Source organism: Rheinheimera sp., assembly GCF_030824435.1.
Lineage (GTDB): Bacteria > Pseudomonadota > Gammaproteobacteria > Enterobacterales > Alteromonadaceae > Pararheinheimera.
The window spans coordinates 1-13696 of record NZ_JAVBXS010000060.1 but is presented as its reverse complement, the minus strand read 5'-3'; the positions used below and the strand labels follow the sequence as shown (position 1 = coordinate 13696).

12 protein-coding genes are annotated in these 13696 nt (G+C 47.3%); 7 read left to right on the top strand and 5 right to left on the bottom strand.

What is annotated here, in order from left to right:
- The coding region (gene purL, locus RCH83_RS12525) for a phosphoribosylformylglycinamidine synthase (RefSeq protein WP_306522582.1) at positions 1–2788 on the top strand (2788 nt) is incomplete at its 5' end.
- A gap of 161 nt (positions 2789–2949) precedes the next feature.
- On the opposite strand, the gene RCH83_RS12520 is transcribed toward purL, so the two are convergent.
- On the bottom strand, positions 2950–3651 hold the full coding sequence (locus tag RCH83_RS12520) for an OmpW family protein (RefSeq protein ID WP_306522580.1): 702 nt from the start codon (positions 3649–3651) through the stop codon (positions 2950–2952).
- 344 nt (positions 3652–3995) lie between these two features.
- Here RCH83_RS12520 and RCH83_RS12515 point away from each other — a divergent pair, with 344 nt between their 5' ends.
- Positions 3996–5255 (top strand): sugar MFS transporter, encoded by a 1260-nt coding sequence (locus RCH83_RS12515; RefSeq protein ID WP_306522577.1) that lies wholly within the window; start codon positions 3996–3998, stop codon positions 5253–5255.
- Positions 5256–5331: 76 nt separating this feature from the next.
- Here the strand turns inward: RCH83_RS12515 and RCH83_RS12510 are convergent, their stop codons facing one another.
- On the bottom strand, positions 5332–7065 hold the full coding sequence (locus RCH83_RS12510) for a lysophospholipid acyltransferase family protein (protein WP_306522575.1): 1734 nt from the start codon (positions 7063–7065) through the stop codon (positions 5332–5334).
- Positions 7066–7277: 212 nt separating this feature from the next.
- Between RCH83_RS12510 and RCH83_RS12505 the strand changes: the two genes are divergently transcribed.
- Genes RCH83_RS12505 through RCH83_RS12495 form a run of 3 tightly spaced genes read left to right on the top strand, consistent with a single transcriptional unit; the run spans position 7278 to position 9544 of the window.
- Positions 7278–8198, top strand: a complete 921-nt coding sequence (locus RCH83_RS12505) for a glyoxylate/hydroxypyruvate reductase A (RefSeq protein ID WP_306522573.1) — start codon at positions 7278–7280, stop codon at positions 8196–8198.
- Positions 8198–8962: an enoyl-CoA hydratase-related protein gene (locus RCH83_RS12500; RefSeq protein WP_306522570.1), complete on the top strand. Its 765-nt coding sequence runs from the start codon at positions 8198–8200 to the stop codon at positions 8960–8962. Before RCH83_RS12505 ends, RCH83_RS12500 begins: the two co-directional genes overlap by 1 nt.
- Before the next feature lie 6 nt (positions 8963–8968).
- Complete coding sequence (locus RCH83_RS12495) at positions 8969–9544, top strand: GNAT family N-acetyltransferase (protein ID WP_306522568.1); 576 nt, start codon at positions 8969–8971, stop codon at positions 9542–9544.
- 383 nt (positions 9545–9927) lie between these two features.
- Here the strand turns inward: RCH83_RS12495 and smrA are convergent, their stop codons facing one another.
- Entirely contained in the window at positions 9928–10506 is a 579-nt protein-coding gene (gene smrA, locus RCH83_RS12490) for a DNA endonuclease SmrA (protein WP_306522566.1), read from the bottom strand.
- 182 nt (positions 10507–10688) lie between these two features.
- Between smrA and RCH83_RS12485 the strand changes: the two genes are divergently transcribed.
- Complete coding sequence (locus tag RCH83_RS12485) at positions 10689–11078, top strand: hypothetical protein (protein WP_306522564.1); 390 nt, start codon at positions 10689–10691, stop codon at positions 11076–11078.
- 64 nt (positions 11079–11142) lie between these two features.
- Here RCH83_RS12485 and RCH83_RS12480 read toward each other — a convergent pair whose 3' ends face one another.
- Entirely contained in the window at positions 11143–12474 is a 1332-nt protein-coding gene (locus RCH83_RS12480) for a M28 family peptidase (RefSeq protein WP_306522562.1), read from the bottom strand.
- Between the two features lie 415 nt (positions 12475–12889).
- Here RCH83_RS12480 and RCH83_RS12475 point away from each other — a divergent pair, with 415 nt between their 5' ends.
- Positions 12890–13195, top strand: a complete 306-nt coding sequence (locus tag RCH83_RS12475; RefSeq protein ID WP_306522560.1) for a metalloregulator ArsR/SmtB family transcription factor — start codon at positions 12890–12892, stop codon at positions 13193–13195.
- Positions 13196–13399: 204 nt separating this feature from the next.
- Here the strand turns inward: RCH83_RS12475 and rpsT are convergent, their stop codons facing one another.
- Positions 13400–13672 (bottom strand): 30S ribosomal protein S20, encoded by a 273-nt coding sequence (gene rpsT, locus RCH83_RS12470; RefSeq protein ID WP_068067404.1) that lies wholly within the window; start codon positions 13670–13672, stop codon positions 13400–13402.
- Between the last annotated feature and the right edge of the window lie 24 nt (positions 13673–13696).

Sequence of the window (13696 nt, the reverse complement as noted above, 5' to 3'; positions counted from 1 at the left end):
TGGCGCTGCTTTTAACAACGAATTTGGCCGGCCGAATATTTTAGGTTATTTCCGCACCTATGAAGAAATGGTGCCAAGCCATAACGGCGACGAAGTTCGTGGTTACCATAAGCCAATTATGCTGGCCGGTGGTCTTGGCAATATCCGTGCTGAACACGTGCAAAAAGGTGATTTACCTGTTGGTGCCAAGCTGGTGGTGCTGGGCGGCCCGGCGATGAATATCGGCCTCGGTGGTGGTGCTGCTTCGTCAATGGCTTCAGGCCAATCGGCAGAAGATTTAGATTTTGCTTCAGTGCAACGCGAGAACCCGGAAATTGAACGCCGTTGTCAGGAAGTGATTGACCGCTGCTGGCAGTTGGGCAGCGACAACCCCATCGTCTTTATCCACGACGTGGGTGCAGGTGGTTTATCCAACGCTTTCCCAGAACTGGTGAACGACGGTGGTGTGGGCGGTAAATTTGAACTGCGCAACGTGCCAAACGACGAGCCAGGCATGTCACCACTGGAAATCTGGTGTAACGAATCACAAGAGCGTTATGTGATGGCCATTCCGGCTGACAAAATGCCGGTGTTTGAGCAAATCTGTAAACGCGAACGTGCCCCTTATGCCGTTGTGGGTGAAGCAACAGCTGAAAAACACTTAACGCTGTCGGACAAACATTTTGGCAATACGCCAATCGACCTGCCGCTGTCAGTGCTGCTTGGTAAAGCGCCAAAAATGCACCGCGATGTTGAATCAAAACAAACAGTTGGTAAGGCGCTGGATTTTGCCGGTGTCAGCGTGAAAGATGCCACTGAGCGTTTGTTGCGTTTACCAACCATTGCCGAAAAAACCTTTTTGATCAGCATTGGTGACCGTTCTGTCACCGGTATGGTGGCGCGCGACCAAATGGTTGGCCCATGGCAGGTACCAGTTGCCAACTGCGCTGTAACCACAGCGGCACTGGACACTTATCATGGTGAAGCCATGTCGATGGGTGAACGTACGCCTGTTGCGTTGTTAGATTTTGCCGCATCAGCCCGTCTGGCAGTGGCTGAAGCCATTACCAATATTGCAGCCACTGATATTGGCGAGTTAAAACGCATTAAATTGTCTGCCAACTGGATGTCAGCCGCCGGTCACCCTGGCGAAGACGCTGGTTTATATGCTGCTGTAAAAGCCATTGGTGAAGAGTTATGTCCGGCGCTGGAAGTGACCATTCCTGTTGGTAAAGACTCAATGTCGATGAAAACCAAATGGCAACAAAACGGTGAAGACAAAGCCGTCACTTCGCCATTGTCATTGGTGATCACCGCTTTTGCCCGTGTTGAAGATGTGCGTAAAACTGTGACGCCACAACTACGTACCGACAAAGGTGCTTCGTCTTTATTGTTGATTGATTTAGGCCTTGGTGAAAACCGCTTAGGTGCTTCTTGTTTAGCCCAGGTGTACAAACAGTTGGGTCAAACAGCTCCTGATTTAGCCACACCAGATTTGTTAATCAACTTCTTTAACGCTATGCAGAAACTGACGGCTGAGCAAAAACTGCTGGCGTATCATGACCGTTCTGACGGTGGTGTGTTGCTGACATTAGCCGAAATGGCTTTTGCCGGTAAAGCAGGCTGGACAGTTGATGTGGCTGCTTTAGGTCAAAGCTCACAGAGCGATTTGGCTGTGCTGTTTAGCGAAGAGCTGGGCGCTGTGGTTCAGGTGGCTGATACTGAGCTTGCTTATGTGCAGCAAGTGCTGGCCGACTTTAACCTCAAAGCCAACAGCCATGTTTTAGGCGCTGTAAACAGCAGCGATGAGCTGGTGGTGGCACGTGCTGGCAAGGTCATTTTCAGCGACTCACGTACCCGTTTACGTTCTATCTGGGCTGAAACTACGTACCAGATGCAGGCGCTGCGTGATAACCCGGATTGTGCCAAACAAGAGTTTGTGGCTAAGTCAGATAAAACCGATCCGGGCCTTAACGTGAAGTTAAGCTTTGATTTAAATGAAGATGTGGCAGCACCTTATATCCTTAAAGGTGCCAAACCACGCATTGCCGTGCTGCGTGAGCAGGGCGTCAACTCCCACGTTGAAATGGCTGCCGCCTTTAACCGTGCTGGTTTTACCGCAGTTGACGTGCATATGTCGGATATTCTGTCAGGTCGTCGTGGCCTGGAGGAATTTAACGGTTTAGTGGCTTGTGGTGGTTTTTCTTACGGTGACGTATTAGGCGCCGGCGAAGGCTGGGCCAAGTCCATTCTGTTTAACGACAAAGCCCGCAGTGAGTTTGCCCGTTTCTTTGAACGCGACAGCACTTTCACGCTGGGTGTTTGTAACGGTTGTCAGATGGTGTCGAACCTGAAATCGCTTATTCCAGGCGCTGAGTTATGGCCACGTTTTGTGCGCAATAAATCAGACCGTTTTGAAGCACGTTTTAGCTTAGTGCAAGTGCAGCAAAGCCCGTCGGTGCTGATGGCTGGCATGGCCGGTTCACAGATGCCAATTGCGGTGTCGCACGGTGAAGGTCATGTAGAGTTTGCCAATGCAGCAGCTTTAGCAGCAGCTGAGCAAAGCGGCACTATAGCGCTTCGTTTTGTGAACAACCATGGTCAGGTCACAGAACAATACCCGAACAACCCGAACGGTTCAGCCAACGGTATTACTGCACTCACCACCACCGACGGTCGTGCCACTATTATGATGCCACACCCTGAGCGGGTGTTCCGCGCAATCAGCAACAGCTGGCATCCGGATGAATGGCAGGAAGACAGCCCGTGGATGCGCATGTTCCGTAACGCGCGGGTTTGGCTGGGTTAATATCCGCCTGGCGTGATTTGCTGCGGCAATAGCGTCGATGCTTTCTGATAAAAAAACCAGCTGCGGCTGGTTTTTTATTGCGGTAGGTTTCAGGTGCGGTAGTAGATAAAAAAACAGCGGCTTATGCCGCTGTTTTTCTTTGTGTGGTTGTTTAATGCGCTTTACATTGTCCAGCGTACGCCAACCATCACCACCAGAGGGTCAATTTGTACGTCAACGCTCTGAATGGTGGTCCCGTTCACTTTCACTTCGCCTGTGGTATCAATGTCCATTTTGCTGACCATAAAATGGGCACCCCAGTTTGGGTTTATTTGATAGTTCACACCGGCCTGCAAGGCTAAACCAAAACTATCATCCAGCTTCAGATCAACATCATCAGAAGCGGCAGTGACTTTCAGTGCCTGCAGTGTACTTTTTAAGGTGCCGGAAGCGGATGAGTCAAAAAATTTGGTGTAGTTCAGACCAACACCAACAAAAGGGTCAAACTTGCTGTCGCCTAAATCAAAGTGATATTGCGCCAATAAGGTAGGTGGTAGATGTTTGGTATTGCCAATGTCCAAGCCATCAATAGCCGAGCCTTTCACTTCAATATCATGGCTAAAAGGGGTGGCGGCAATCAGCTCCACAGTCCAGTTTTTATTAACGGCATAATCCAGTGTTAAACCCAATTGTGTATTGTTATTGACTGACACCGCTGTTGAACCAGCAGGTAAACCAGCCACTTGTTCCACCACATTAAGCGAGCTGCTGCTGTCATTTGGCGCAACATTGATGGCGCCAAGATTGACAGAAAAGCCGGCAAAAGCAGGGGCTGCTGAAAGAGTGCCGATAGCCAGAACCATGGCGCTGATAGCTGTTTTCATCTTTGTTTTCCTTGGGATTTGTGCGTCTTTGCAACTGCGGGCATTGTGCGCTTTGGCAGATAAAAAACTTTGGGCTGGATCAAAGAACAATGGAGGTATTCCTCATTTTCCGGGCAGAATTTGATGTAAAACAAAGTTTAGTGATGGTTGCACTTGCCGCACTTTGTTGAAAAATTACATACGTATGCAAGGAGCGGTGCTTTGCATTCCTGTTGCCTGCGCGTATAGTACAAACAGCTTAATGTGCGTGCAGGCCTTGGCAATCAAGCTTGGCAGGGGAGAGAGCTGCAAAAGCGCACCTTGGGTACATCACAGGATAGACACACCATAACAAGAGAAATTGTATGTCAGTAACCACACCGACCAGCGCAAGCGCAGCGCAGGGCGAAGCCGGACAAAATTATCATTTTGCTCTGACCAGCCTGACGTTTTTGTTTTTTATCTGGGGTTTTATTACCTGTTTAAACGATATTTTAATTCCGCATCTGAAAAACGTTTTTGACCTGAACTATACCCAGGCCATGTTGATCCAGTTCTGTTTTTTTGGTGCTTATTTTCTGGTGTCTATTCCGGCCGGTTTTCTGGTGAAAAAAGCCGGATATCAGCGTGGTATTGTGATTGGTTTAATCATTGCCGCCGCCGGTTGTTTGTTGTTTTATCCGGCCGCTTCAATGCAGCAATACCCGTTATTTCTGGGGGCTTTGTTTGTGCTGGCCGGTGGTATCACTATTTTACAGGTGGCAGCAAACCCTTATGTGACGGCCCTTGGTAAAGCAGAAACTGCCTCAAGCCGTTTAACCATGACCCAGGCTTTTAACTCTTTCGGCACCACTATTGCCCCTTGGTTTGGTGGTTTACTTATTCTGGCTGCAGCTACTGCTGAAGTGGGTAGTGCAGAATTTAAAGCGCAGGAAGCTGCGGCAGTGCAGGTGCCTTACCTGATGCTGGCGACTGCTTTATTAGTATTGGCGGTTATTTTTGCGATTTTAAAACTGCCAAAAGTAACAGAGCATCATCAAACAGAAGTAGCAGATGCCAACCCGGGGTCAGCCTGGCAATACAGCCATTTAATGTTGGGTGCATTAGGTATTTTTGTCTATGTCGGTGGTGAAGTGGCCATCGGCAGCTTTTTGGTGAATTTCCTTGGTGAGCCGGACATTGCCGGTTTGGCTGAAGCCGATGCTGCCAAATACATTAGTTATTATTGGGGTGGTGCTTTGGTTGGCCGGGTGATTGGTGCTTTAGTGATGCAAAAAATTGCGGCAGGTAAAGTGCTGGCTTTTAATGCTATTGCTGCTGCGTTATTAGTAGTGTTAGCGATGAGCAGCTCTGGCGCTCTGGCGATGTGGGCTATTCTGGCGGTGGGTTTATTTAACTCTATTATGTTCCCGACCATTTTTAGTCTGGCAGTCACCGGTCTTGGTAAATACACCAGTCAGGGCAGTGGTGTTTTGTGTCTGGCTATTGTGGGTGGCGCTATAGTACCGCTGCTGCAAGGTGTGCTGGCAGATAGTATTGGTTTGCAGCTGTCCTTTATTTTGCCGGTGTTTTGTTATGCTTATATCTGCTTTTATGGTTTAAAAGGCTCAGTACCAAAAAACTAAGCAGCATGTATAGATAAAACATAACCCAATAAAAAAACCGCCATCTGGCGGTTTTTTTATTGGGTTTCTGATGTTGTCACTCTGTTGTTAACTCCGGCTCTGTTTCACCAAGATAACGTTGTTTTTTACTGTGTTTAAGCATGGTTAAATCCACCAGCACCAGGCCATCGACACAATCGGCAAAGTCCGGATCCACCCCAAAAGCTAAAAACTGCACACCACCTGGTTCGGCAATTTCGCTGTATTGTTTATAAAGCGTGGGCACGTTCAGCCCCATATGCGCCAGCAAGTGTTTCAGCTGGGTAAAATCGGCCTGATAGTTATTGCCGCTAAAGTGTTGTTGCAGCTGCTCCAAAGTTTCAAAAGGCAGCTGATAGGGCAGATTAGGCACTGCACTGTCGTTTTCTTCACAAAAATACAAAGTGTAAAAATATACCAGCAAATCGTGGGCAGCTTTGGGGTAAGCATTGGATAAACTGACACCGCCAAATAAATAACGTATTTGTGGCTGGCGTTTTAAATAAGCGCCAATGCCATACCACAAATAGTCGAGACTACGTTTGCCCCAATATTTGGGTTGCACAAAACTGCGGCCAAGCTCCAGCCCCTGCGCCAGATAAGGCGTCATTTCGTCGCTAAAACGAAATAACGACGCTGTGTATAAGCCTTCGATGCCATGCTCTGCTATCACATCAGCGGTATTGGCAAAACGATAAGCCCCCACAATTTCCAGCTCGTCTTTGTCCCATAAAATGAGCTGCTCGTAATAACTGTCAAACCGGTCGATGTCGCGGCGCAGGCCACTGCCTTCACCCACAGCACGGAAGGATATTTCGCGCAGCCGGCCAATTTCCCGCAAAATGGGCGAGCTTAACGCCGACTGGTACAGATAAATTTGTTTACCATCACCGGTTTCACCCAGCAAAGGGCAGTTTTGAATAGCTTTTTTCAGCTCCAACCGGTCTTCCGGGTGGGCAATAGCGGTTTGGGTTTTAAACAGCGGACTTTTATCTTTACCAAGCCGGTACAGATGTTTTTTAAACAGTTTTACACAAGCCTGAGTTTCCAGCGGCAGCTGGGCAAAGCTGTCATAAGGAATAAGTTCACCAATACGAATGCCAATGCTTTTATGTTTTTGTTTAAACATTTCCTGCACCAGCAACATAGTGGCTAAAGGTTTGTACAGCATCGAAGCGCCATAAAACAGCGCCGAGTTGCGGGCGTCGATATACACCGGCAGCACCGGCGCTTTGGCGGTTTTGGCAAAACGTAAAAAACCGGCATGCCATTTACCGTCACGAATGCCGTTAGGTTTCAGACGGGACACTTCACCGGCCGGAAATACAATCACAGCACCTTCGGCGGCCAGATGCTGGCTGATCCGATCCAGGCAACGCCTTTCAGTGCCACCTTGCATATTATTCACTGGCAATAGCAGTTGGTGCAGCGGCGTCACAGCGCTTAGCAGCTGATTAGCAACTACTTTTACGTCCGGCCTTACCTCGTGCACTAACTTCACCAGTGCCAACCCATCGAGTGAACCAATAGGGTGGTTGGCAATAATCACCAGCCGACCCTGGGTGGGAAGACGTTCCAGTTCGTTGTCGCGTACGGCATAACTAAAGTGAAAATATTGCAACACCTGCTCAATAAATTCTATGCCTTGTAAATGCGGGTAACGCTCTGAAAAGGCTGCAAATTCCTGCTCATGTAGCAGATGTTTTAACGCCCCTTTGACTGGTTTTTCCAGCCAGGGTTTTTGCTGTAACTGTGGCAGATGTTGTGCCACTACCTGATCAACGTTAATCATTGCCCACTCCGCTTTGCCGGTAACTGGGTTCAGGCTAAGCGGGCTGTATGACATAAAGGTCACAAATTTATGGCAGTTTGCTGAACATTTTGCAGAGCCGTGTCGGGCAGAGCCCCGATGCAACTGAGCGCGGGTTAGAGCGCCGCGGCCGATAACAGGCTGGACGCACAGAGTTGCTTTGTTAGAATGCGGTATTGGCCGAAGGAGTATGTATGTCTATTGCCCTGGTGATCCCGGACCGTAAACTTGAACAATTACAACAAAAACTGCAACAGCAACTGCCCGGTGTTGATATTCAAATCTGGCCTGATATTCATCAGCCTGAAGCTGTTGATTTTGCTGTAGTCTGGCGCCAGCCTGCACAAAGCCTGGCTACTTTTAGCAATTTAAAAGCGCTGCAGTCTTTTGGCGCCGGCGTGGACAGTATTCTGTGTGATAGCAGCCTGCCGGATGTGCCGCTGGCGCGTATTGTCGACCCGGATTTAACCAAATCTATGCTGAATTATCTGCATGGCGTGCTGCTGCATTATCAGCTGCGTTTTGACCAATTTGCGCTTCAACAACAAACGCAACAATGGAAAGCACGCAGCCCGCGGAAAATTCAGCAGCTTTGTGTGTTGGGGTTGGGTGAACTGGGTAAAGCGGCTGTGATGTATTTTCAGCAATTGGGTTTTCAGCTTTGTGGCTGGTCTGCCACCGCCAAACAAATTGCCGGTGTACATTGTTATGCAGGTGAGGCTGAATTTGCGCAGGCTGTGGCTGAGGCAGATTTGGTGATTTGTTTGTTGCCGCTGACGGCTCACACCGAAAATCTGCTGAATGATCAAAGGTTATCGCAGTTTAAACCAGGCGCTATTCTGGTGAATGTAGCCAGAGGCGCTATAGTAGATGACCTGGCATTATTGCAACATCTGGACAATGGCCAGCTTAGTGCTGCTTGTCTGGATGTGTTTCGCACAGAACCTTTGCCGGCAGAACATCCGTTCTGGCAACATAAAGCGATAAAGCTGACCCCCCATATTTCTGCTGTGACCAACGCCGACACGGCGGTTTTGCAAATTGCTGAAAATTATCAAAGGGTGCAGGCTGGTTTACCCATGCTCAATCTGGTCGACAAACAACGAGGTTATTGATGGCTGCGTTTCAACTGGAAAAATACGATCATCTGGCGGTTCTTACACTCAACAGTGCGGAAAAGCGTAATCTGCTGACACCCCAAAGTGCTTTGGCCATTGCTGACGCAGTCAGCGCTTTACCAAAGGACCCCAATATCAAAGCTTTGGCTGTGACTGGCCGTGATGACTCCTTTTGCTCAGGGGCTGATTTAGCGGCTTTACAGCAGGCATCTTTGGGAGATGGCGAAGAACTGCAGCAAATTTATGCCGCTTTTACCTCAGTGGCACATAGCCCTTTGTTGACTATTGCGTTATTAAATGGCCCGGCTCTGGGGGCTGGGATGAATCTGGCGATGGCGTGTGATATTCGCCTTGCCAGTGAACAGGCCTGGTTTGAAAGCCGCTTTTTCCAGCTGGCCATTCACCCGGGCGGTGGCCACACCTGGTTATTGCCACAACTGGTTGGCTGGCAACAGGCGGCAGCAATGATTTTTTGTGGTGAAAGATTATCGGCACAACAGGCGCTGGACGCTGGTTTTATCAAAGAGTTATGGCCGGAAGAGCAATTGCTTACCCGGGCTAAACAACTGACAGCCGGCTTAAAATCTTTACCAACAGAACTGGTACGGCAAACCAAAAATACCATGCTGGCGATGCGTCATTGCACCAGACAGGATGACGCTGTTGCTTTTGAATTTCGCCAACAATTCCATAGTTTACAACAGCCTGAAGCGCAGCAGCATATTGCTGCCCTTATCGATAAAATCAAAAGGAAAATTTGAAGTTTTATGTCGTTGATAAAAATTACCACCTGGTATCTGGATTATCAGGGGCCGCAGCTGCAGTTACCTCAGTGGCCACAAGACGTTGTATTAACAGAAGCAGAGTTGCCAAGTCCGGAGTTCAGTCAGTTTTTATTTTGTGCTGTCGGGCATCATTGGCGCTGGTTTAGCCGCCTGAGCTGGGATTATCAACAATGGCTGGATTATGTCAGCTCAGCGCAAGTGCGCACCTTTGTGTTGTATCAAAAAGGCACACCGGCTGGTTTTGTGGAACTGCGCCGGCATGATGACTTAAGTGTTGAGCTGAAGTTTTTTGGTTTATTGCCTGCTTTTATTGGCAAAGGTCTTGGCAAAATGCTGGCACAAGCTGCAATAGCACTGGCGCAACAATGGCAGGCAAGCCGGGTTTGGCTACACACTTGTTCTGAAGATCATCCATCAGCACTGAAGACCTACCAACAAGCCGGTTTTAGTATTGTCAGCAAGGAAGAGCATGAAGAAAAAATGCCGGATGATTATCCCGAAGCTGCTTTGGCACGTCCTTATGTATGGTCCAGGCTGAATTATTTTCATACAAAATAACTGCATTCGAAAAAACTCAGGAGATGAAGCACTTAGCCATGTTTCTCAGTTGTATCCAACGAAAAAACTGTCTACACTGCTTGACGTTAAGGTCGACTTGGTTTACCCAGCGGCCAAAAGAGTAATAAAAAAAATAAAAATGCAGAGGTTTTTTATGAGTAAAGCGTCCAGTCGTGGTTTTGGCTTTACCGCAATCGCTATCCTGGTGATTTTGATGGCGTTATCGGCAGTATTGACCACAGCCGAGGCTTGCAACCTGTTTTGAGGCAGATGTTTAATTTGTCTTGGTAAAAACACCCTCAGCTGAGGGTGTTTTTATATACCGTATATAAGTTACTGCAACGCTACAGCAAAAACCGCTGATGTTATTCTGAAAAACTGAATCAGCGTTTTTGATGCCTTTCGCGATTTTCTCTTTTTTGCTCTGAGTTTTTTTGCAGCAGCACATAAGTAGCGGCCGAACTGCCATGAATTTTTTGTGCGCTATGACAAGCCAGTACTTCCGGAATTTGCTGTAACCACTTAAAACAATAACTTTTTAAAATGGCCGGATGGGGTTTGCTATCGCGTCCCATACCATGATGCACCAGCAAAGTGCGGATGCCTCGCAAGTGACAGTCGGCCACAAACTCAAACAAGGCACGGCGGGCTTCAGTCAGGTTTTTGCCAAGTAACATCAGGGTTGCATCTACCTGATATTTGCCAAGTCGCAGGTTTTTATAAACGCCTTCCTGCACGCCGTCTTTTTTGTAAGCCAGAACTTCATCCGGCGCCACCAAATCGACATACTCCATACTCAAGTAGTTGGCGTCATATTCCGGTTCTAATTCAGCCGCTTTGCGTCTGGCCAGTTGCGCCAAAGTTGGAGCATGTTCACCATTCACATCAGTTAATACATCGGCTTTGAGAGGTTTTACGTCGGCCATTTCCTGTAAAAACAGCTCAAGATCATCATTGGCCATGCTTATTTATCCCAGTTTTTACCATTACCGGATTATACCGGCAGCCGATCGACAAACAAAGTTAGTCTGTGCTTTTACCATCAAGCCACCTGCCTGGATCAGCTTAAATAAATTTTGCATTGGCGCTGGTTATTTTTTGCTCTACACTGAGATTTGTACTACCGCTGATTCAGGAGTTTCCGATGTTACCAAGCTATCTGTATGAAACCCTGCCTTATGGCTATATGACAGCAGGCGCTGCCGCTGTTGTATTTACACCAGGTTATGTCGCGGCCTTGTCTGGCGCTATATTAATTCTGGCTGGTGCTCTGGTATGGATCCTGCGTTCTGATCATCGTCGTGGTGATCGGCAAAAATTTTATCTCAAAGCAGGAGGGTTACCATTCTGGCTTTACGAGATGCAACCTTTTGCTTATGTTATTGCCGGTTTATTGTGCTGGCAGTTAACGCAAAACCAGTTTGTTTATCCTTTTGCTCTGATTTTTATCGTTGTTGGAGCCCAGATTTTCTTTATGCGCTCCAGTCAGCGTAAACATCAGGTGCCACAGGCACAACGTATGTCACACCTGTAATTGTTGTTTTAGCAAAACGTAAAAAAGGCCTGATGTTGTTCAGGCCTTTTTATTGGCTGGCTTTTTATTTTCGAAAATCGGTGGAAGAATCTGCCACAGCTCTGGTCATCAGCAACCATGCTTTTAAATTTTGTTCTAAATCAGCTGGATTAATTTTGTCCAGCGTATCGTTTGGTGTGTGGTGGTAATCAAAATAATCAGTACCATCCTGTTCAAGAGAAACAACAGGCACACCTAAAGCGGCCAGCACCGAAACATCAGGACCACCATAAGCTTTGTTCCCCCCTAGCTTGATCCCTAAAGGTGCAAGTTGTTGTTGGATTTGTGCAGCGCTGGCTAAAGACTCCGGGCCAAATTTTGTTTCGAACTGCCAGATTTTTCCGGCACCAAAATCAGATTCTGACGCCAGTATGTGCTTGTTCAGTTCTGATGCGTGTTTAGCCGCATAAGCTCTGGCGCCGACCAGACCACCTTCTTCATTACCATAAAGTACAACTCTGACTGTGCGTTTGGGTTGGCCTGCCTTTTTTAATAAAGCTCCTGTAGCCATCACCACCCCCACACCAGCACCATCGTCCAGTGCACCAGTCCCCTGATCCCATGAGTCGAGGTGTGCACTGATTAATACAATTTCATCGGGACGCTCTGAACCGGTAATTTCGGCAATAACGTTGTGGCTGACTGCATCTTCCGTTTGTGTCTGCATTGTTAAATTGATTTTTGCTTCAGGCGCACGGTTTAAAATTTTACTGAGCTGAATTGCATCCGGCACTGATATGGCCGCAGCCGGGATTTTTGCCACGCCTTCTTCGTAACTCATTTTGCCTGTGTGAGCAAATCTGTTGCTGCTGGTACCCACAGAGCGAATCAGCAGTGCTTTAGCGCCAAGCCGGGCAGCTTCAACGGCACCTTTGGAGCGCGCGCCAACAACAGAGCCGTATTGTGAGCCCATTTTGTCTTTTTGCATCGCCTTGTTTATAAATACAATTTTTCCTTGTACTTGTTCAGGTTTTGCCAACATCAGTTCGTCAAGGCTGTTAAACATCACCACGCTGCCTTCAATACCCCCGGCATCTGTTCCCACTGAACCACCAAGTGCTGTCAGGACCAGCGATTGTGGAAAAGGCGAGGTGATCTGTAGCCGTGCCTGACCACGCTGCCAGAACGGGGTTTTGAACTCCTCAGTCCAGACTTTGTCGTAACCAAGCAATTTAAACTTATTGGTGGCCCAGGCTACCGCTTTGGCATCTTCCGGACTGCCTGCAAGGCGGGGGCCGATTTCAACAGTGAGTTCTTCTACCAGTTGATAGGCCAGCTGATTATTGGCAACTGCAGCTTGAGGCGATGTCGCCAGCCAGACAGCTGCCGCGGTCAGTAATAGTTTTTGATGGTACATGATGAGCGCTCGTGTGGATTTATATCTAAGAAGAGTGACTGACTCTAACACGCGACTCAGATGGGCTAACAGTAAACATATCGGTGTATTTGTGGTTTTTGACTCATTTCTGCGTGTTGCTGTTTGTCATGTTAGGGTTGTTGCAGAAGAATAGAAACAAAAGTTAACAAAACGTAGGTGTGTTTTTGCTGTATTAGCGGGTTATAATAAGCAACTCTTCGGTCAGCAAGCCTGAACATTCAGGCTGACGGCTATGGAAGGCCACGGAGAAGCAGTTCTTTTTATGAAAATAAAATATTAGTTCAAGCTTCTTTATCTTTTTTGTTAAAAATATATTTGTTTCTAGTTAATCTATTGTGTTTTTTGTTGCTACTGGTAGATAATGAGACGTCTAGACATGCACGGTGTAACTGAAATGAACTTACAAGATATGTTGAATAATTCAGCAAAAGCGGTAAAGCTACTGAAAGCTGTTTCCAATGAACGTCGACTGCTCATTCTGTGTCATTTGCTGGCAGGGGAGTTATCTGTTGGTGAAATGAATGACAAGCTTGGTCTCAGCCAATCGGCATTGTCACAGCATTTGGCGCTGTTACGTCGTAACAAGCTGGTAAAAACCCGCAAAGAAGCTCAAACAGTGTTTTACAGTATGAATAGTAAAGAAGCGGAAGCTGTGATTGGTTTAATGCACAATTTATATTGCGCTAAAATGCCGTTATAACATTGAGGCTAATGCCTGCGACTGTTCATTCGTATTCGGATAATAAAAAGCCAGCTTTCGCTGGCTTTTTTATTTTATCCGATGATGCTGAATAGACCTGACTACATTTTGCTACCAGCCAAATATGCCGGTGTTGGATGTATATCAATCAGCAAAACTGCAGGTACAAAAAAACGCCTTTCGGCGTTTTTTTGTTGGTGTCAATTAAGCAGCAGTTACCAATGCCTTAACGTGGGCATTTAAACGTGACTTATGACGTGCAGCTTTGTTCTTATGGATCAGACCTTTGTCTGCCATACGGTCAATCACTGGAACCATTTTCTTGAACGCTTCTTGCGCAGCTACTGCATCAGAAGTTAACACTGCTGCGTAGGTTTTCTTGATGAAAGTACGCATCATTGAGCGCTGACTTGCGTTTTGCTGACGACGCTTTTCTGATTGAATAGCGCGTTTCTTAGCAGACTTAATGTTAGCCAAGGTAACACTCCTAAAAACTAAACC

Excerpts from the sequence above, each read along its gene's own strand:
- RCH83_RS12520 (WP_306522580.1), bottom strand. The coding sequence starts at position 3,651 with ATGAAAACAGCTATCAGCGCCATGGTTCTGGCTATCGGCACTCTTTCA.
- RCH83_RS12515 (WP_306522577.1), top strand. The coding sequence starts at position 3,996 with ATGTCAGTAACCACACCGACCAGCGCAAGCGCAGCGCAGGGCGAAGCC.
- RCH83_RS12510 (WP_306522575.1), bottom strand. The coding sequence starts at position 7,065 with ATGATTAACGTTGATCAGGTAGTGGCACAACATCTGCCACAGTTACAG.
- RCH83_RS12505 (WP_306522573.1), top strand. The coding sequence starts at position 7,278 with ATGTCTATTGCCCTGGTGATCCCGGACCGTAAACTTGAACAATTACAA.
- RCH83_RS12500 (WP_306522570.1), top strand. The coding sequence starts at position 8,198 with ATGGCTGCGTTTCAACTGGAAAAATACGATCATCTGGCGGTTCTTACA.
- RCH83_RS12495 (WP_306522568.1), top strand. The coding sequence starts at position 8,969 with ATGTCGTTGATAAAAATTACCACCTGGTATCTGGATTATCAGGGGCCG.
- smrA (WP_306522566.1), bottom strand. The coding sequence starts at position 10,506 with ATGGCCAATGATGATCTTGAGCTGTTTTTACAGGAAATGGCCGACGTA.
- RCH83_RS12485 (WP_306522564.1), top strand. The coding sequence starts at position 10,689 with ATGTTACCAAGCTATCTGTATGAAACCCTGCCTTATGGCTATATGACA.
- RCH83_RS12480 (WP_306522562.1), bottom strand. The coding sequence starts at position 12,474 with ATGTACCATCAAAAACTATTACTGACCGCGGCAGCTGTCTGGCTGGCG.
- RCH83_RS12475 (WP_306522560.1), top strand. The coding sequence starts at position 12,890 with ATGAACTTACAAGATATGTTGAATAATTCAGCAAAAGCGGTAAAGCTA.